The organism is Paenibacillus whitsoniae (assembly GCF_003955665.1).
GTDB classification, from domain to species: domain Bacteria; phylum Bacillota; class Bacilli; order Paenibacillales; family NBRC-103111; genus Paenibacillus_E; species Paenibacillus_E whitsoniae.
Genome location: NZ_RXHU01000032.1, coordinates 20,939 through 41,176, shown reverse-complemented (window position 1 = coordinate 41,176; position 20,238 = coordinate 20,939). Strand labels below are relative to the sequence as shown.

Below are 20,238 nucleotides of genomic sequence, written 5' to 3'. Positions count from 1 at the left end.
CATAGTTTATTTTTTGAAACTATTGCACTTAAATGTAACTACTTTTCAAATGTACCACACACCCATTATGATGTAAATCAAGCAAAGGGAATTTATCCCATCCAACCATTATTGCTTTGAAAAAAAGGAGGAGTAACACCATGAAAACAATTCTATGGGCAACCTTAGCCGCTAACGGAAATTATGCACAATCCGGACCTGAAAATCCGCCGACAAAGGAAGCGCTGGACGACTTCTTTACACAGGTTAAAGATACAGGGAATTTTATTGTCGGGCGTCGGACATTTGAAGGCATGCGTGGCAATGGTGGACCAGGGCCTTTTGCCGATATCGATATCGTTGTCGTTTCTAAGAACGCCACGGATATCCCGGGTGTAACGGTTGTGAGATCACCGGAGGAAGCTTTGGATTACCTGAAGGAGAAAGGCCATCAAACCGCTTTAATTAGCGGGGGTGCGGACATCCACAATTCATTCTTGGGTCAAGGACTGGTAGATGAATTGATTTTCAATGTAGCACCCGTATTGGAAGGAAGAGGGTTGAATCTCTTAATCGACAAAGAAAATTATTGTAGTAAGCCTGTGCAACTGCTGGACTTCAAGGCTCTAGGTGGCGGTGTCGTCCAACTGCGTTATGGGATTGAACGGGCCGTTTGAGGACTTTCGAAATTATTGATGCGTTTCCTCCATCCATTTATAGGTTTCTATTTTTTCCTCACGAGATATCCGACTCCGAATACTGGCGATAGCCATTCGAAATGCGACTCGATCAGCGTCATCTTCGTAACGCCGGCTTCGGCAGCAATGCGGTCGACACCGATCGCATGGAAGCCATTAGCAAAGAACAGCTGGCTGATAAGGATCACACACTTTCACAGCGGCGGAAACAGATCGAGCGTAGTCCGAATGAACAATTTCACCGCGTGGGATGCCTCATCGATGGATGGAACCGCAAGCCGAATATCGCGATAGGCATTCGGTTCCAGCTCACGCTTCACGAGCCCTGTAGGAAGCGACTTCAGCGCAAGCTCGGACAGAATGGGGAAGCCGAGACCTTCTTCTGCCATGTGGAGAGCCATGCTGACGCTCTGAACGATGTACTTTGATTGCAGGTGGGTTCCCGCTCGCTCGAATAGGTCCGTAATCGGCGGCTCATAGCCGGCTTTGCAAGTAATGAATGGCTCCGTCGAGAGCTGTTTGACAGGGATAATGGGCAGATTGCTCAGCGGGTGATCCTCTCGCAGTACTGCGAACATTTTCTCCCGATAGAGTGGAATCGTGTCCCAATCGCTGTCCGGCGGAATGAGCAATGCAACGTCGATCACTCGTGTCTCCAGCCAGTTTCTCAGTTCGTCGATGCTTCCTTCTTGCAGCTCGAATGCGATGTTCGGATACTGCCTGGCAATCGTGCTAATAATACGAGGCAGGAAGTGGGCAGCGGCCACGGGGAAGGCTCCGACGCGGATTGTGCCGACTTGAAGCCCTTTCTCATCGGCGACGACTTGGTCGACCTTGGCGAAGGTGCCAAGAATCTCACGGAAAAGCACGACGATTCGCTCACCGGCTTCAGTCAATTGTACGCCGCGGCGGTCACGCAGCAGAAGAGGGATGTCTAACTCCGCTTCTAGCGAGGAGATTGCTCGGCTGACCGCAGGCTGCGTCATATTGAGTTCGATGCCGGCTTTTGTAAAGCTAGCCATCTCTGCAATCTTTACGAACAGCTTGATCTGTGTATTAGTCATAACGCCAATGATATGCCCCCTATAAAAAACATTCATTTTAATCATGTCGGAATATAGTGTATCATTCGCATAAGGCTTCCCACAAGGAGAGATTCGTTATATGTCAGAGACAGCATTATCGCGCAAACAAACGTTATTCTACTTGGTCTTCCTCATTCTAATGTGGGGGATTAACTGGCCTTTATCCAAGTATGCCCTCGAGTTCACGCCGCCGCTTCTGTTTGCCGGACTTCGCACCCTAATTGGAGGAGCGCTGCTCCTTATTATTGCGCTGCCGCGCTGGAAGCAGCTTCGGCTTCGAGAAACATGGCTATATTATGTGTTATCCGCATTCTTAAGCATCGTATTCTACTACGGCTTCCAAACCGTTGGCCTCCAATATATGCCGGCTGGCCTGTTCTCTGCGATCGTGTTCCTCCAGCCTGTGCTGCTCGGATTGTTCGCCTGGATGTGGCTGGGAGAAGGGATGTACACGCGGAAAATGGTCGGCTTACTGCTCGGCTTCGGCGGAGTCGCCGTGATGAGCATCGGAGGATTGGAGGGGGGCATTTCCATCTTCGGCGTTCTGCTCGCCTTGGGATCCGCACTAAGCTGGGCGCTTGGCACGGTTTATATCAAACGGCAGGCGGCCAAAGTCGATTCGCTATGGATGACCGCTATGCAGATCGTGATTGGAGGCATCGTCATGACGGTTTACGGCTCGACAGTCGAGAGCTGGTCTGAGGTGCGCTGGACAGCAGCTTTCTTGTACGATACGCTGTTCATCTCCGTGTTCATCATTGCGCTTGGTTGGCTCGCATACTTCAAGCTAATCGGTTCAGGCGAGGCATCAAAGGTCGGCTCTTACACATTCCTTATCCCGGTCGTCTCCATCGTCTGCAGCATTTTGTTCCTGAATGAGCATTTGACGATGGACCTTATCGTGGGAATGGCGCTTATCGTTACCAGCATATTGCTTGTAAATGTAAGGCATAAACAGGTTTAACGCGGCTTAATCGTCAACATAACCAAACGGGGTCTCCCAAATAAAAGGAAACCCCGTTTGCTAGACTACCTGTTATACAAGTTATAAACGATAACTGCTGTTTCAGCCCTTGTTGCGGTTGCCTTCGGATTTATTGCATTGCCGCCGCTGCCTTTTATAATTCCAGCTTTAATCAAAGCTGCAACATCATTTAAGGCGTAACCGCTTATTTGTGCCGAATCCGTATAGCCTTTCAGTTCAGATTCGGAGGCATTTGCCATTTGTCTTCCAGCCTTATCCATAGCTCTTGCTGCAAGAACAATCATGTCTTCCCTGGATATCTTGGCATCTGGATTGAAATGATTGTTACCAACCCCATCCGTAATTCCAAGAGCTTTAGCTGTTGCCAGCGCTTCCGCATAATAAGCACTTGAGCTTACATCTGCAAAGTTGCCTTCTGTTTTTGCAGATAACCCAAGAGCCTTAACAAGCATGAGTATGAAGTCTGCCCGCTTGACATCGGCTGAAGGATCGAAGGTTGTTTCAGAAGTACCGTTAATGACACCTTTAGATGCCAAAACTTCGATGGCCCTACTTGCCCATGAATATCCGCCAATGTCTCCAAAGCTCTTCTTCACATAGGCTACTGCATAATTGCCGAAGTGTGTTGTTTGAAAGATTACCTCACCCGTTCTGGAATCATATTTGCCTGTTGGTACCGCCACTGCCTTTCCTGCTTCATCCATATACCATACGACGATATGCTCTGGATCGGCAAGCTCAGCTGCTGTAGGCGTATACGGTATTTCCACGGTAACAGGCGCTTCAGGATTGCTCCATGATATCCTGCTGCCGTTTATACTTACATGGAGTTCTACTGCAGGTCTCATACCTATTTGTGACCTTACTGCCGTATCACTCACTACGTTTGTATCTGCTTTTGCTAGGGTGAAGCTTATACGCTGTGCCCCTTTTACATCGAATGGTGTGAGCATGTTACCAGGTATGGATACCTTACCGAGTTCCGTTGCTAGTTCTATCTTCTTTGATGCATTTTCTGACATCAGAGCTGGTACCGTGAAGACTGCTTCATATGCACGGGCTCCCTCAGCCTTCGGTACATGGATTATTGCTGTATCCGATGTTTTGAGAGCTTTGGTCAATGCATCTGCATCAATGGTAGTTGAAGCTACGCCTGCATCGTTCAGTACAGGCGCAGATGCCTGAAATGTTCCCGAAGCATTTTCTATCGGCTTTGTTGGCGGCGTGGTTACTGGCGGTATTGTTCCCGGTGTTTCGGATGAATCGCCTCCACTAGATTCGCTTCCACCATCACTTTGTCCGCTTCTTCTGACGGTTACCAAACATGTTGCGGTCTTACCGCCATCTTCCGTTGTTACGGTAATTATCGCTGTCCCTGCTGCCACAGCGGTTACCCTACCATTACTGTCGACTGTTGCAACACTGGAATTGCTGCTCGACCATGTTACATGCTTGTTTACTGCACTGGATGGTGTTATGGCAGCTGTCAGCTGTCCGCTACTTCTTACCGCCAAATCCATTGTGCTCTTGTCAAGTGTTACTCCATTTACTTTCTTCGCTGCTTCCATCAGTTCCTCATACTGTCTTTCTGCAACGGCCAGCTCTTCATAGTTATCCACTAATGCTTTCTGATCTTCAGACAGTTCATTATACGCTTGCCGCGCAGCATCGATATCTGCCTTGCTGTTTAAGGTAACCATACCGATTGCACGAATCAATGCTTTTACGGTTTCCACTTCTGCATCAACAACTCTTATTTCCTGTTCAAACATATACTGTGGATTAGCGACACTGGTCGCTCTTACAACCACGTTCCCTAAGCTAATTGCTTTTATTAAACCTTCGTTCGTTACGAGAAGAACACGTTCATCACTGGAAGTCCAGCGAATGTTCTTAATTGATGCATTATCGGGAGTAACTGAAGCATCAAACTGGGCAGTTGTCCCTTTCTCGATGATCGCTACACCACCTCGCACCTCAAGACTGGAAACGGGTACGGGAGCACCGCTATAATCGGTTACCGTTACTTCACTACTCGCATAAACGGCATCAGAAACCGTAGAATAAGCCTTAATAATTGCCGATCCTGTTGTTATACCCGTAACAACACCTTTATTGGATACCGTTGCTACTTCGGGGTTTAGGCTGACAAATGCAACGCTTCCCTCATTTATATAAGGTGGATCTGTAAGGATGGCAGCTGTTTTCTTATGATTTCGTAAAACAGTAAATTTCTCAGAAGCAAACTGAATGGAATTAACCGTTGTCTCTGCCAAGCTTCCAATGACCTCAAATTCATATAAAGAATAGCCATACGTGGTACCGCGCTTAATACCTTGCATACGAATGTATCTTCCCTGTATCGGCTCATCAAGTACATACCTCTTCCATCCGGCAGCACCGCTTTTTTCATAGACTACATTCGTTACTGAATCGCTGTCATTATACACCTGAATGTTATACTCTTTACCATAAGCTGCTTCCCAAAGCAAATTAATTTGATAAATATTGCTTTGAGCACCCAAGTCAATGGTATACCAATTGTTGTCTGATCTGGCAGACGCCCAACGCGTTGATGGATCTCCATCTATAGCAGCTTTCGGATCACTATTCGTGGTGTCATTGCCACTTGTTGTTGCGGTTTTTCCAAGTGCAAGATTTCGAAGATCAACTCCATCTTGTCCGCTTTGTGCTTTGAACGAGAGAACACGGAACTCATAAAGTGAATAGGCAGCAGGTGCTTGTGTACCACTTAATCTAACATATCGATATTTTTGTATCTCATCAAATGCTATCCAGACATTACCGCCTTTACCGTTCGTCTCCGTATACAGATTGACCCAGGTGCTGCCATTCAGGGATCCCTGAACCACATAATTGGTTGCATATTGCTGCCAGTTCAGCTCAATGGCTCCAAACCCCTTTGCTGATCCAAAATCGACCTGCAGCCATTGAACATTTCCTACACTGGATTCCCAACGCGAAAGATAGTCACCATCTGTTGCTTTATTTGCAGTGTAAGTACCATTGGCAGAACTTGCGGAAGTATTTGCGTTAAGTGCAAGGTTTTCGGAAGTTCGGACATTAATATTTGCACTTATATCTTCCTTCGTTCCAAGAACTTTCGCTGTTAGAACCGCTGATCCGAGTGCTCCAGCCTGCAATGCCCCTGTTGAAGAATTCACAGTAGCAATATCCTTATCTGAAATCGTATAGTTGATTTCACCTGTCGCATTCATCGGTGCCAATTTGACGGTCGGGGTTACATTATATTTCATAACGGCTTCAAGCTGCTTATCCTTAAAGCGGATCTTTTGTAGGGGTGCAATTTCATGGACATAGGATAAGTGCAGGTCGGCAATAGCAATTGAATCGGCTCCACCGCTTATTGTAAACAATAGGTAGTTCGTGCCATCCTCTACTTCAGGAATGTTGTAAACCACTTTATTGTAGTTTCCATAATCAAGACCGGCAATCTCTTGACTGGAAGCAACAGGCCTGTAGCTTTTCCCGTCCTTGGACGACATCATCGAAACGGCACCGCCATTTGCTTTGGCGATGAAAGCAGTAAGAGTGGCATTTCGTATATTGGTATAACTATAAAGCATCGTTGCATTTTCAGAGCCGCTTTTTATCAGAAGATCCTTATCGCCGCCGAATTTAACACCATCTCCCTTCGTATAAACGGCATCACCTTTTACCTCATAGGTTCTGGAATCATCCAGCATCGTATCCATGACAAAACGGTCAGAAGTCCAAGCATAATTGATGACCAGTTTTGAAAGCTGTGGTGCCCATATTTTGGTATTATTAGAAACTGAGATTTTGATAAACCTTATGGAGCGATCCAATTCCGCTGAATTGGTATATACAACTTTACTCCACTTATCTTTAACTACGGTTCCGTTTTTTGTTGCCGGAATAGGAATCCAGTTCTCATTATCTGTTGAACCGAAGAATTGAAGGATCGTATTATCCCCTGCACTAGCTAAACCATAATCATAGGTCGTCAGTTCAAAGTCTTTTGGTGTTGGCGTATAGTAGGTTACATATTCCTCTCGTCTTGGATTCGTTTTATCTGCATCATTTCTCTTAAAACGGGTAGAATCTCCATCATAGTAAGTATTCGCATTGGAAGCGTCGAAGGCCCATCCACCGGAATAACTGACCGTCTTGGAGAAATCTTCGAATTCTTCGATCAAAGTACGTGTGTTGCCAATATGATAGGATATTTCGGGAGATAGGCTGCCTTCTCCTGAATCATTCATTGCTTTAACTGCAAAATAATAAGTCGTATTTGCATTTAACCCTTTGATTTGCGCTGTATTTCCAAAAGTAACGAGCGAATCCGTATAATTTCCGCTTTCCGTACCGTAAACCAACTTATAACCTGTTGCTCGCGAAGCTTTTGCAAAGTCAAGGCTCAATGTGACATCGTTTAACGCCACATTTGTAATAGATGTTTCTCCTGGCGCCTCAAGTGGTTGGAAGGAAAACTCAGCTTCAATCGGATTCCCGAAAGATTGATCGACATCCAGCTCAAACCTGATTGACGGGGAAGTTTGAATAACCTTAATCCGGCTATCTTTAGAAATAACCCCGACAGCTGCCCGGTTAATATCCACCGTAATTGTGCCCGAATTTCTCTTTGTCGTATCTGAAAGAGCAAAGCTAAGCTTATGATCATCTTCTTTTATCATCATAGAAGCAGCTTTATCAACAGTAACATAATCTTTTACACCCATTGCATCAATGGATTGATCACCATCTTGCCAGAAGTTTACGCCAAGCGTATGGAGCGTTTTCTCGTATACAGCGTGAACATTATTATCCTGACGGATGATTTCAATATCGCTGGAGTCTGCATAGTTTTCAACCTGCTCTGCGGTCATTTCAGGCAATAGAACGTAGGCATAGCTTTCATTCACCGGCTTTGAGCCATGATCAATCCACATCGTAAGGTAATTGGCTGATTGCACATCTTCATCCACATTATAAGAGCCCAAATCCGTCCATTTCCCTTTACGGGTTTCACGGACTGCGCCGATCTTGGTTTCTTTCGGAAAATAAACGCCAATATTGGAGCCTTTAACATTTCCTTCGATTAGTGCCCACCTGGCATTATCGATTTCACCGTTCCAACCGAGCGTGTTTGACTGTCTTTCCCCATTGATAATTAGAGCATTATCACCTGTAATATAATGGTTATCAATCGTAGTTTCAACATGGTTATTATGTGTAGAAGTAATGCCTGACCCTAACGCTACAACCTCGTTATCAAACATAAACCACGATTTTTTTGCGCTCACTTTTGTGCTGCCGGATGAAATCTCCAGGCCGGCAGTACTGTAAGAACCATTAAGCGTGGTGCTTCCAGCAAAGGAGTTTGCATTTTTATGACTGCCGACCGTGATGCCATTAACGGCAGTTACACCAGCAAGCCGATACCAGTCAACAGTTGGCTTTTGATAGGTATACTGTCCAATATCAGGTGTATAGACATAAGTCTGTCCAAGACCGGTATACCAGCCTTTTGTATTACTATCCCCTTGCTCAAAGGTTGTGATATCTTTGCTATACATAGAAAGACCAAATGAGAACTTGTCTGTCGTATGAACGGTTCTTACACCTTTACCAAAGGTATAGCTTTTTCCCGTATTTGAAACCGGCTTGATTGAATCGTCCTTAAGGATTTCCAAAGTTTTGGAGAGATTATATACGGGGAACATATACCACGCAACACCGGCACCCTCATTTAAAGTACGTATGGCATTTTCATTATTCATCCATTCCTTAATCATTCCTTTAAATCTCTTGCCCGCTTCCTCAGATACCGATTCGGAGAACAGTAGAACATCGAGGCTAATGGTAATACCAGCATAGGCATCGGTCGTATCTTTGCGGGTGATTTCACGTCCCCTTACCATATCCATGAAGACGCCTTTATACATAAAAGGCACATAACTTTTTTCCACGATGGTACTCATATTATCTCTTTCGGGGCCGGTAATCTTCCATGGAGAGTCATCAAGCATATAGATAAAGTGACTCACATCGGAAAATGCTTCTTTCCCATAGCCGCCATTATAAACAACATTTCCGTGCTGCATAAACGTACCGTCTTCATAATAGCCATCGCCGCTTTTAACATATCCCATAAAGGAAGGAACATCATTTTTTACATAGGCAAGGATTGTACTATCTTTAAGAAGAATGCCCGAATACATGCGGACACGATCTCTCCACAAAGCATTTGCACCAACATACATATAGGCGTCTCCCCCGACTTTGGTCGCTCCCCGATAAGCAGTTGATGTATAAGCCTGGATCTGTTCTGCTGTCAGATAATCATACATAAGCAGAACGGTCTCACTAAGATAAATCGGCCCTCCAATTTCCCAAGTAAACCAATTCCCATAGGAATTCGTTTCTACTCCGACCTTAAAATGATTTTTATAAATATAATCCATTCCACGGAGTATCTCATTTTTCAATCTTTCATTCTGATAAAGTTCACAGCCTTTCGTCTGAAAGGCTAGTGCCATGAACTTAAGGCTTCGGATCGTGAACTGGGTATTATTTGAGTCACTATATGCAGAACCGCGGTTGCCAAGCATATATTCTTTCCAAAGGTAATCATTGTCGCCCCAATCCGGTGTAGGAGTAGGATTGATCCTGTCAAGAAGATCCTGCGCCACATTATTGATAGCATGCAGCAACCCTTGCATATTCGGGTCCTTGGGATCATAATCACCGCCCATAGCCAAATACTGCCATTTGTCCCGCAGTTTATCAAATTCATCGACTGTTTGCCCTTGTGCGGAAACAGGCACACTGTTCAAAACCATGGTCAGCATCATGACAAACGCTAAAACCATACTCAATAGTCGTTTTTGCTTCATAACGACTCTCCTTCATCACATATTTTGCTGCTGCCGGCGTAATCAAGCGTTGCAACCGCTTTCTTACAATAGGAATTTGAGGCCCAGCCACTGCTGGCCGGGCCTATTTCATAAACGAATGACAGCTTGGAGCGGCTATCCTTTAATCGATCCCGAGAGCAATCCGCGTATGAAGAACTTTCCTAAGAAAATATATACGGCGAGGGTAGGCAGTGCAGCCAACAGCGCTCCCGCCATCTGCACGTTCCATTGCACGATCTGGCTTCCGGACAGATTCTGCAGCGCGACCATAATCGGCTGATGTTTCTGCGAAGTCAGTGATACGGCGAACAGGAATTCGTTCCATACGCTCGTAAACTGCCAAATGCCGACGACGACGAATCCGGTGATCGACAGCGGGAAAATTACCCTTCTGTAAATCCCCATGAAGCCGTTGCCGTCGATTTGCGCCGCTTCCAGCAGTTCGTTCGGTATGCCGGCGTAGAAATTGCGGAACATCAGGGTGCATATAGGCAAACCATATATGACGTGAATCAGGATGAGGCCGGGGATCGAGTTATAGAGCTGCACCTTCTGCAAAAATTGAATCAGCGGAATGAGAATGCTCTGGTACGGAATGAACATCCCGAACAGCATCAACGCAAACAACGTATCAGAGCCCCGGAATTTCCATTTGGACAGCACATAACCGTTCATGGAACCCAGCAGCGAAGACAGCAGCGTCGCCGGGACGGCCAGATAGAAGCTGTTGGCCAAATTCGGAATCAGCTTATCGTAAGCTTCGTGATAGGCTGAGAAATTCAGACGGGAGGGAAGCTTCCACATCTGGTCAAGCGTAATTTCATCCACGCTCTTGACGCTCGTGACGAGCATGACATAGATCGGGACGAGGAAGACGGCTGCAAGCACAGCGAGTGTGAAGTACAGAACAAGCCGTTTCGTGCGCGGCATCGCCATTCTACGACTTCTCCTTTCGGAACGCGGAAATCAAATAGGGCACGATGACGAGAGATACGAGCAGCAGCATGACCATCGCGATACCTGCGCCTTGGGCGTAATGATTCCCGCGGAAAGTCGTCTCGAACATATACATGCCGGGAACGTCCGTCACGAACATGGCGCCGGGACCCGTCATCGCGTAAATTAAATCGAATATTTTCAACGAAACATGCGCCAGAATGATGATCAGGCTCATAGAGATCGGTTTCAGCTGCGGAAGGATGACTTTGCGGAAGATTTGACGTTCGGCTGCACCGTCAACGCGTGCGGCTTCACGCAGATCTTCGGGAATGGCCCGTAATCCGGCCAAATACATCGCCATGGCGAAACCTGTCATTTGCCATACGGCGGCTACCACGACGGCTATAATCGCCATCGGCATGCCGAAATCGATCTGCCCGGTATGAACTTTCGGTATGATCTGGGTGCTGACGAACCAATCAGGCACATGCGTAAAACCAATATTCTTCAGAATCAGATTCACTCCGGTTTTGGGCGATAGGATCCATTGCCAAATGACCCCGGTAACGATGAAGGACAATGCCATCGGAAAGATGAATACGTTGCGGAAGAAAACCTCACCGCGGACTTTCGTATCGACAATCCGGGCCAGGAATAGGCCGACCATCATGGACAAGCCAATGAACAACGCGGTAAAAAAGAGCGTATTGCGCAAATCGGACTGAAACCGAAAATCCTGAAAAAGAAAGCGGTAATTGTCAAAGCCGATCCAATTGGACGACTTCACGAGCGTATTCCAATCCGTAAAGGATACATAACCTGTCCAAGCGATGAACCCGTAAACGAATATCCCGATAACCACAAACGACGGCAAGATCATCAGAATCGGCGCCATTCGGGCAATTGTCCGGTTACGGCGTCTTGGAGCCGTTACGGAACCCGTGTCTATCATAAGCGATCACTCCCAATAAGGAGGGTCAGCCGCGCGATTCGGCGTCTGACCCTTAATGCTATTCTCTACTTAATGCTCGAGCTTTGCGCTTGCTTCAGCGCTTTCAGCGCTTGATTCACATCGCCGTTGGTGACGAAAATGTTGATGACCTGGTTCGCTTGCGTCGTGAAGCCTTCTGGAGCGGCGGAGCCGTGAGCCATGCTCGGCGCCAGCTTGCTTGCCTTGAAATCTTCAATCGTCGATTGCCCATACACGTCATACTTGGATTTGTTCGCATCGACGCGAGCCGGAATGGAGCCCTTCAGCGGGTTGAACACATCCTGCCCTTCTACCGAGCCGAGCACTTTCAACCATTCTTTGGCTGCCTCTATGTGCTTGGCGCCCTTCGGAATCGCGAACGTGTCGGTGACGACCATAAACATGCCGGACGAGTTCGGCGTCGCCACCCAGCCGAAGTCTTTGTTCGCGGTTAATTTCAGATCCGTCGTGAAGTAGCCTTTCGCCCAATCGCCCATCACGTTCATCGCTGCTTCGCCGTTTGCCACCAGCTGCGCGGCGTCCTGCCAGTTGCGGGCGGCATGATCGGAGTTGATATAAGTTAGCATCTTCTTAAACGTTTCCAGCGAAGTCTTCACCTTGGCGTCGTCGAAAGACAGCTTGCCCGTCCACAATTTCTTGTAATCTTCCGTGCCGAGCTGGCCGAGCAGCACGTTCTCGAACAGCATCGTGGCCGACCACGGCTCCTTATCGCCCAAGGCCAGCGGAACGATGCCCTTGGCTTTCAAAGCGTCGGCCACCGCGAAGAACTCGTCAAACGTCGTCGGGGCTTTCAGACCGTTGCTGTCGAAAATTTTCTTGTTGTAGAATAACACGTTGCCGCGATGGATGTTGACCGGTACCGAGTAGATGTTGCCGTCCTTGCTAACGAGGTCGATCAGATCTTGCGGAAATTTGGTTTTCCAACCTTCCGCCTCGTACAGATCGTTCAGCGGGATGACCTTGTTTGCCGCCACCCAGCCGGTATTCAGTTCAGCGCCGCCATGCACCTGAAACGCATCTGGCGGATCCCCGCCCTGCATCCGGCTTGCCAGCACCGCCTTGGCGTTCGTACCGGCGCCGCCGGAGACGGCGGAATTGATGACTTTGATGTTGGCATGCTTGCCTTCAAATTCCTTGATAAGTCCTTTCAGACCCGCTTCCTCGCCCGCGCCGGTCCACCAGCTGAAAATTTCGACCTGTTGATTGCCGCCGCCGGGCGTGGCGGATGCGCTTGCGCTCGGCTGTGTGCTTGGCGGTGTGCTAGGAGATGCCGCGGAAGGCGAAGCGCCGTTGTTCGAATTGCTGCTGCACCCCGTCAGCATCATGCCGAGGACGGCTGCCGCCGTAAAAGCCAGGCCCACTTTTTGTTTCATGTCATTAACCCCTTTCGATCCGATGAATGATGTAATCGCTTAACATCTTTATCCTACTCGATCGGGATTATTGACATAATGAGGCGAATCTATCTTTTCGTCCGCTTTTTCGCCTAATTTTGAACCGCTTTCATATTTGCGTTTTCCGGAAATCTCCTGGTGACATGCCCATATTTTTCTGGAACCACTCGCTAAAATAACGCGGATTCGGATAACCGACCGCTTCTCCCACTTGATAGATTTTCAGCTTGCCCTCCGTCAGCAGGCTGCAGGCTTTACCGAGGCGTATCCGGGACAAGCATTCGACAAACGATCGTCCGGTCTCCTGGCGAAACAATCGACTCAAATAGTTCGGCGTCACGAACAACTCGCCCGCAATGTCCGCCAAATGAACCTCTTCGGCAAAATGCGCGTGAATGTAGTTCAGAGCCTTCTTAATCAAATAAGAGCTCGGTTCCTCCAATGGCTCGATGGCGCTACGCATTCTGGACGGAGAAACTCTGTCCGAAGCGCAAAGCGCCTTGGCCTTCAGCAAGGCGTTTTCGATCTCCTCCACCTCTGTCGGCTTGAGCAAATAATCGACCGCTCCCAGCCGCAGCGCTTCCTGCGCGTATTGGAAATCACCATAACCGCTCAAGAAGATCACCTTGATGCCAGACAAGTCTTTGACTGTGATCGCGTCGGCTTCCTCTTCTACGCGGCCGCTGACGCGAAGCCGGGCCACCAGTTCGAGCCCGGTCATGTTGGGCATGCGTATATCGGACAAGACGATGTCAACCGGGTCTTTCTCCAAATAGGCAAGCGCTTCGGCGCCGTCCTCGAAAACGTTAACGAGCTCGATGCCGAGCTTCTCCCACTCGATGTGTTCGCATAGTCCTTCCCGAATCCAGGCTTCATCATCGATAATCATCGCGCGGTATTCCGCCTTAGCCAACCTAATCCCCTTCCTTTCACGGAGCCGCCCGCACCGCCAGACGGCGCAGATCGGTGGACGCCTCCCGGAATGCGTCCTGCGGTTCTTCATACAACGTCATTACTTTGGCGAGAGCCCGTTCCACCGCATCCACCATCGCCGGATAGTAGGTAACTGACGGCTCGTTCTTGGCCATCTTCATCGTTTCCAGAATGAGCGAAAAATCGGGGCGCTTCTCCCGGAACGCCGGGTCGCCGAGCAGCGAACGCCTCGCCGGCACACCGCCGGCATCAGCGTAGATCATTCCCCCACGTTTACCAGTGGCATATGCGAGAAACTTCCACGCCGCTTCCTTGTTATCCGAGTTTGCGTTGATCGCCAGCGTCCAGCCGTGCTGGAAAGGAACGCGTTGAACCGTTCCGTCGCTGTCCTTCCTCCCTGGAAGTAACGCGATCCGAATGAAGCCCGCATAAGGGCCAGCGTTTAGTTTGATCGACGGATATGCCGAGTTCCAATACGGTGCTGCCATAGCGACTTCCCCGGACAAGAGCGCGTCCCTCGTCCGCACGAAATCCCAGGACAGAATCTTATCCGGCACAATCTTATCCCGAACAAGCCGCTGCAAATAGTCTCCGGCACGGACCGATGCCTCCGAATCAAGTAGCACCTTGCCACTATCCTCGTCCAGGAAGTTTCCTCCGAAAGACCACAGCAAGGAGGCAAATATTTTGGTCCGCTCTTCCGGAACGACGCCCGGCATCGCGAGCCCCCATATCGTAGGGGACTTCGGGTTCCCAAATTGCGAGAATCTCTTTGCGATCTCGTACACTTCCTCCCAGGTATCGGGCGGATTCGGAATCAAATCGCTGCGGTAGTACAGGAAATGCGTACTGATGTCCGTGGGCAAAGCATAAATCGAACCTTTGTAGCGATACACCGTCAGAAAATCGTCGAGATCGAACCCTTCGGGAGCGGATGATTGCTCACTGCTTATGTAACCGTCCAAAGGCGCGATCGCTTTCGCCGAAGCAAACTGGGCGATAGACGTGTTCGGGACGAAGACGATATCGAACGTGTTCGAACCGGCGAGCAGTTGCGTACCTACAGCCGTAAAGTAACCGTCGCGACCGATCTCAATGAATTCGACCCTGATCCCCGTATCATGTTCGAATGGTGCCAGCAGCTGTCGTAAAGCTGCAGACTCGGTTCCCGTACGGATCAGTACCTTGATTTTGCGAACCGGCTCCGAAACAACCGTCGAATCCGTAGTCTCGAGATTCAGCAGTATCGTTCCGCTCAGCGCCCAGACGAGCAGCAAGACGAAAGAAACGATGATCAACCCGTTGTACTTCCTGCGATTCAAACCGTTCCCTCCTCAGCATCGATATCTAATGCAATTCGTTGTGGGGAATGCAAACCGTTACCGCCGTCCCTTCCGCTTCCCCCGCTTCCAGGCGGATGCCGTAATCTTGGCCGAATGCCAGGGAAATGCGCTGTTGGACGTTGCGAAGCCCCAGATGCTCACTGGACGAATCCTGCAACTGAAGGCTGACCTGCTCCATATCGACTTTCCTCCCGGTATTGTGGATGACGATGTTTACACATTCGCCCTCCTTGAAGGCACGGATTGTGACTTGACCGCCCCCGCTAACCTTGGAAATGCCATGTTCGAGCGCGTTCTCGACAATCGGCTGCAGGAGAAGAGGCATAATTTTCGTATCCTTCGTATCCGGATCGGCGACGATTGTATATTGAAGCCGATCGCGGTAGCGGAATGATTGAATTTGCAAATAGTTTTCGATATGCTCAAGCTCCATCTGCAAAGTGGTCCATTCCTGCTCCGCGCTCAAGGTGAACCGGAAAAACTTGCCCAACGCGGTCACAAGCTTGCTGATCGGTTCCGCCTTGTGCTTCTTCGACATCCAGTAGATCGTATCGAGCGTATTGTATAGAAAATGCGGCTTAATTTGCATTTGGAGCGCTTGAAGCAGCGCCTTCCGCTTCTCCTTTTCCTGCTGCTCATTCTCTTGGATCAGCTGTTGAATCCGCTGCATTAATCGGTTGAAATTGCGCTGCAGGACGCCGATTTCCTGAATGGAACCCTGGATTTCACGCACCTGCAGCTGGTCGATGGAAGGTGACGACATCAGCTTGGCCAAATTGATGACCGGCTTGGATATCGCGGTAGCCATGAGAACGGATACAATGGAGAAGATGACCGCGCCTAAACCCGCCATGACGAGTAAGTATTTCAAAATTTTCTGATTCGGGCTCATGAGCTCGTTTAACGGAACGACCGCTGTCATTCTCCAGCCGCTTACTGCAGACGTTTCGTGAGCCATCAACCATTTTCCCGCGACTTTACCGACTGCCTCCGCGGGATGCGATAGCGATTTCACCAAACCCTCGATGCCCGGCTCATCGAACAAGGCTGACTGCTGCCGATATATGTCGTCGCCCGCCGCGTCGGACAACATGAGAGCCCCGGTCGAACCGATTCGGACTGGGGCTAGACTATCGTCGATAAAGCGATCGTTCAATTGGATGAACAGATACCCTCTCAGTTCGGACGTATTGCTGTCGATGAGTTGCCTCGCTGCCGTCACGGAATCGCGCACCGGGGTCTTAAAGCCATCCTTGGTCCGATAAATCGCCCATTTGTCGCTGAACCAACCCATTTTAAGCGGCTGCTTCTGAATCTGTTCGACGATATGGTTGAAATTGCCGATATCCAACTGCTCGTAAGATTGAAAAGCGTTGTCCGTGGACAGCACCGTTCGGTTCGGGGTGACCAAATAAACGGCGCGGATATGATCCAGCCGGCCCCGCAGCAGGTCGGAATACATTAACTCTTTGAATTTCTGATTCGCTTCCTGCAGCAAGTACGGGCTATTGATGGGCTTATCCAGAAAATCGAGCGGGCGCTGATACAGCAAGGGCCACGTTAGCCGGTCGATCTCTGTAAGATCCGCTTCCAACGCTCGCTGGGTCTGACTGACGGTCTGCAGCAAATATTGGCTGACCTGCTTTTGAAAAATCTCGTTTTGTTTCTCGTACGTGATATACGTGATGACGATCAAAGGAAACAGCATAAGAAGCAAAAAAACGGTTAGCAACATCGCTCGTATGGAAATCGGCCTGTTCAACGCAAAGATTGTTTTTCCTCCTTCCCGCTTCCCGGTAGTTTCCCTTTATCGCTCAGTATTGCGAATAGGGAATGCACCCCATCGTAAATTGGCTAGCTGTTTCAGCGTCGGTTTGCGCCCTTCAGTGCAAATAAAGCGCTCTCAAAATGAAGTCCTCAACGATCAATCCTCAAAATTACATCGGATAAGAAGATCATACAGAACCTTCGCCGAAAATTTAATGAGGCAAAACTTACTTTTATTCTGTTTTTATATACCCCCCTAAACAAGTATAACATTACCCACACTCCCCAGGAACGATGGATGAACCCGAACCTTAGCCCCGGATTTCCGGTGGCGCTCGGGCAAGCACGGATTAGGCGTTGTCCCTGCTCGGCTGTATGCTCATCTGTCATGCGAGATTCATATTACAGTTTTTATTTTAAAAAAATGACGGGGCGGCATTTTGCCGCCCCGTCTTCTATCTCCTTCGCTATTCCGATTCTACAATGTCGATGCCTTGAATGACCACTTTCTCTGCTGGCTTGCTGTTTTCATTATAATTGTCCTGCTGCTCGACCGGAACATCAGCAATCGCCAGTACAGTTTCCATCCCCTCCGTTACTTTGCCAAATATGGTGTAGTTGGGGAATTGCGCCAGATTACGGCTGTCTTCTCCCGTGCAAATGAAAAACTGGCTTCCGTTCGTATTCGGCCCGGCATTCGCCATCGCGACAATTCCCGGTTCGTAAGTGTAAGACGTCTTCAGTTCGTCTTCGAAGCTGTAGCCCGGTCCCCCTCTTCCTGTACCTGTAGGATCACCACCCTGAATCATAAATGACTTGATAATCCTGTGAAAAATAACGTCGTTATAGAACCCTTGCCTTGACAGAAAAACAAAGTTGTTTACAGTCTTCGGGGCCATATCGGCAAACATTTCGATGGTAAAGTCACCTTTGTTTGTATGCACTTGAGCCTGATACTTTTTCGAAGTGTCGATGGTCATGGCTGGCGGGACCTTATAGGTTTTGGCCGCCGACGTGGCTGGGGCCGGGTTTGTCTGCTTCGTTCCTTGAGGTGGATGCTCCACCTCGCTTGGGACGTATTTATGCTCGATGTGAATTATCTTTCCAATAATTTGCTTCAGTGAGACGGGGCCGACGTAGGAAGACCGGCTGTCGATGCTGTCGGTGTAATTGTCTCCGATCACGAACACCTGATCACTGCTCAGTACCATCTCCGCCTGATCAACCTTGTTCCCCGGTAGCATATTGGACGTTGAGCGCTCGCCGTTCACATACATATTCTCCTGATCTATGCGAATCGCTTCTCCCGGAAGTCCAATCACCCGCTTCATGGATTGCCTGCCGTCCGGCCCTTCAAACATGACCAAGTCGTTCCTCAAAACCGGATGAAGCTGGCTATATTGCTTGTCCACCCACGTCCGTTCCCCATTTGCGATGGTCGGCTTCATAGAGTTATCCTGTGCAATAAAACGCGCGTAACGGTTTATTTTTGGCAGATCCTTGGCGGATTCGAGAATGTCTAGAATCTCGTTCAGCGCCGGGACATCCTCAGAATTTGCTTCATCCAACTGCTGCTTGACCTGTTCAATTAATGTCTGGCCTTGTTTGGTTTTCTTATTCGGATCGGCTCCATATTGAACGAGTAACCTCACCAATTCGGGATTTTTCCCGTATATGGCCATATCCATTTCATCCGGCGCAAAGGCGTAAACCGGATTGGGTATATCCGGGATAGCCCCGTAATCCAGCAAAAGCTTCACCATCTCGATATTGTTGTGGAATGACGCCATCCCCAGTGAGGAAATACCGTCATTTCTATTGGCAAAGTTAGGACCGCCGCCGTGCTCAAGCCAATATCTGACCTTATCGAGATTGTTCGCGATCGCCTCGCGGTACACGTAGTAGCTTTTATCCGTCACGATATCGACATGATTCGTTGCCGAGTCCCACGTAACGTCTCCCCCCGATGCTTCCCCCAGAAACCGGATGGGTACGAATGTCGAGCCATTTACGAGTAGGGGTGCAGCGGGAAGTTCCTTCTCCACACCATTGATATAGGCCTTGCGGCTGCCCATCTGCATTTGAACCTTCAAATTCGGAGCAGTGCCTGTAACGGTCGAACTCATCTGTTCCCACTGTACGGTGAAGCCAAGCGCTTCAAAGGAAGGCCGGAATTGAACGAGTGTATTTCCTTCCTCAATTATAGGCAGTTGATCATAGATCACCTGATATTCATTAACAAACACCCGAACAGGTTCATCCGCATAAACGGACGGAACCAAATAAAGCTGGAGTAAACATAGAAGGATAACTAGCCTGAAATATCGCAGCAATTAGAGCACCTCTATCATTTTCGTATTCACCTTCTACAAGATTTTACCATAAGATTATTCAAACTGTACCGACAAGTTATTCCTGTTTCCTTTTGTCAGCCAAACCGTCGATTAACACCCTCACCCCAAATTGGAATTCCTTCTCCCAGTCCGGTCTAGTTGTGTAAGGAGCTAGGCGAATCATATTCGGGAATTTCTCCTCAGGCAGTTGGCGATAAAACTGCTCATACTGTTCACTCATCTCTTCAGAAGAGGTAAATTGACCTCTTGCAATAGCCATAAGTTGAACGTTCTCAGCTACAAAACCAAGCACATAATTTTTGAGCAGCGATGCAGTCCATGGAATATGGGAATCTGCGAATCCCGCGGAAACAAGCAGCTCGTATAACTTTTCGATCTGAGTTAGTCTGTCCATGCCTCTCGCAATCGTCTGCGTAAATAATTCAACCGCATCTCTGTGGGAAAGAAGTACCAGCCGAAACTGCTCAGCCCACTGAACGATTTGTTCCTTCCAATCCAAGGACCGCTCTGGCCAAACCATTCCTCGACTTATTCGATCCGAAAGAAGCTGCATTAATTCTTCTTTGTCCTTGACGTGATAATATAAAGAGGCTGTTTTCACCTGTAATTTATCCGCTATCTTCTTCATGCTTAGATCCTTCAATCCAACCTCGTTTAACACCTCAAGAGCCGTACCCAGTATCCGTTCCCGACCAAGTGGTACATGGCCTGAACTAATTCCTTCGTTTTGCCCATCTGACAGTATGTAAATTCGTCGTCTTGCCACACATCCCACCTCTTTCACTTCAAGTATATCACGAGTTGACAATCTAAATATATTAGATTATTCTAATCCCGTTAGATTAAT

The 20,238-nt window shown here is 48.5% G+C and carries 13 protein-coding genes; 2 read left to right on the top strand and 11 right to left on the bottom strand.

What is annotated here, in order from left to right; genetic code table 11:
- Window positions 1-140: 140 nt before the first annotated feature.
- Entirely contained in the window at window positions 141-656 is a 516-nt protein-coding gene (locus EJQ19_RS12050) for a dihydrofolate reductase family protein (protein ID WP_126141472.1), read from the top strand.
- 47 nt (window positions 657-703) lie between these two features.
- Here EJQ19_RS12050 and EJQ19_RS12045 read toward each other — a convergent pair whose 3' ends face one another.
- Window positions 704-865 (bottom strand): TetR family transcriptional regulator, encoded by a 162-nt coding sequence (locus EJQ19_RS12045; RefSeq protein ID WP_126141471.1) that lies wholly within the window; start codon window positions 863-865, stop codon window positions 704-706.
- Window positions 866-871: 6 nt separating this feature from the next.
- Window positions 872-1,741: a LysR family transcriptional regulator gene (locus EJQ19_RS12040; protein WP_126141470.1), complete on the bottom strand. Its 870-nt coding sequence runs from the start codon at window positions 1,739-1,741 to the stop codon at window positions 872-874.
- A 100-nt stretch (window positions 1,742-1,841) separates the two neighbouring features.
- Between EJQ19_RS12040 and EJQ19_RS12035 the strand changes: the two genes are divergently transcribed.
- Complete coding sequence (locus EJQ19_RS12035; protein WP_126141469.1) at window positions 1,842-2,726, top strand: DMT family transporter; 885 nt, start codon at window positions 1,842-1,844, stop codon at window positions 2,724-2,726.
- A 65-nt stretch (window positions 2,727-2,791) separates the two neighbouring features.
- Here the strand turns inward: EJQ19_RS12035 and EJQ19_RS12030 are convergent, their stop codons facing one another.
- The 9 genes from EJQ19_RS12030 to EJQ19_RS11990 all read right to left on the bottom strand — a co-directional run bounded on the left by EJQ19_RS12030 (window position 2,792) and on the right by EJQ19_RS11990 (window position 20,157).
- Window positions 2,792-9,649 (bottom strand): polysaccharide lyase family 8 super-sandwich domain-containing protein, encoded by a 6,858-nt coding sequence (locus EJQ19_RS12030; protein WP_126141468.1) that lies wholly within the window; start codon window positions 9,647-9,649, stop codon window positions 2,792-2,794.
- Window positions 9,650-9,784: 135 nt separating this feature from the next.
- Entirely contained in the window at window positions 9,785-10,606 is an 822-nt protein-coding gene (locus EJQ19_RS12025) for a carbohydrate ABC transporter permease (protein WP_126141467.1), read from the bottom strand.
- A gap of 1 nt (window position 10,607) precedes the next feature.
- On the bottom strand, window positions 10,608-11,561 hold the full coding sequence (locus EJQ19_RS12020) for a carbohydrate ABC transporter permease (RefSeq protein WP_126141466.1): 954 nt from the start codon (window positions 11,559-11,561) through the stop codon (window positions 10,608-10,610).
- 65 nt (window positions 11,562-11,626) lie between these two features.
- Window positions 11,627-12,973 carry an ABC transporter substrate-binding protein gene (locus tag EJQ19_RS12015; RefSeq protein ID WP_126141465.1) on the bottom strand — a complete coding sequence of 449 codons (1,347 nt, stop codon included), beginning with the start codon at window positions 12,971-12,973 and terminating at the stop codon, window positions 11,627-11,629.
- 130 nt (window positions 12,974-13,103) lie between these two features.
- A complete protein-coding gene (locus EJQ19_RS12010) occupies window positions 13,104-13,907 on the bottom strand; it encodes a response regulator transcription factor (protein WP_164716498.1) in 804 nt (267 codons plus the stop codon).
- Between the two features lie 16 nt (window positions 13,908-13,923).
- Window positions 13,924-15,249, bottom strand: coding sequence for an ABC transporter substrate-binding protein (locus EJQ19_RS12005; RefSeq protein WP_126141463.1), 1,326 nt, complete (start codon window positions 15,247-15,249; stop codon window positions 13,924-13,926).
- Window positions 15,250-15,274: 25 nt separating this feature from the next.
- Window positions 15,275-17,032, bottom strand: coding sequence for a sensor histidine kinase (locus tag EJQ19_RS12000; protein ID WP_164716496.1), 1,758 nt, complete (start codon window positions 17,030-17,032; stop codon window positions 15,275-15,277).
- Window positions 17,033-17,504: 472 nt separating this feature from the next.
- Complete coding sequence (lepB, locus tag EJQ19_RS33055) at window positions 17,505-19,283, bottom strand: signal peptidase I (RefSeq protein ID WP_164716494.1); 1,779 nt, start codon at window positions 19,281-19,283, stop codon at window positions 17,505-17,507.
- A 163-nt stretch (window positions 19,284-19,446) separates the two neighbouring features.
- Complete coding sequence (locus tag EJQ19_RS11990) at window positions 19,447-20,157, bottom strand: TetR/AcrR family transcriptional regulator C-terminal domain-containing protein (RefSeq protein WP_126141460.1); 711 nt, start codon at window positions 20,155-20,157, stop codon at window positions 19,447-19,449.
- Window positions 20,158-20,238 lie beyond the last annotated feature (81 nt).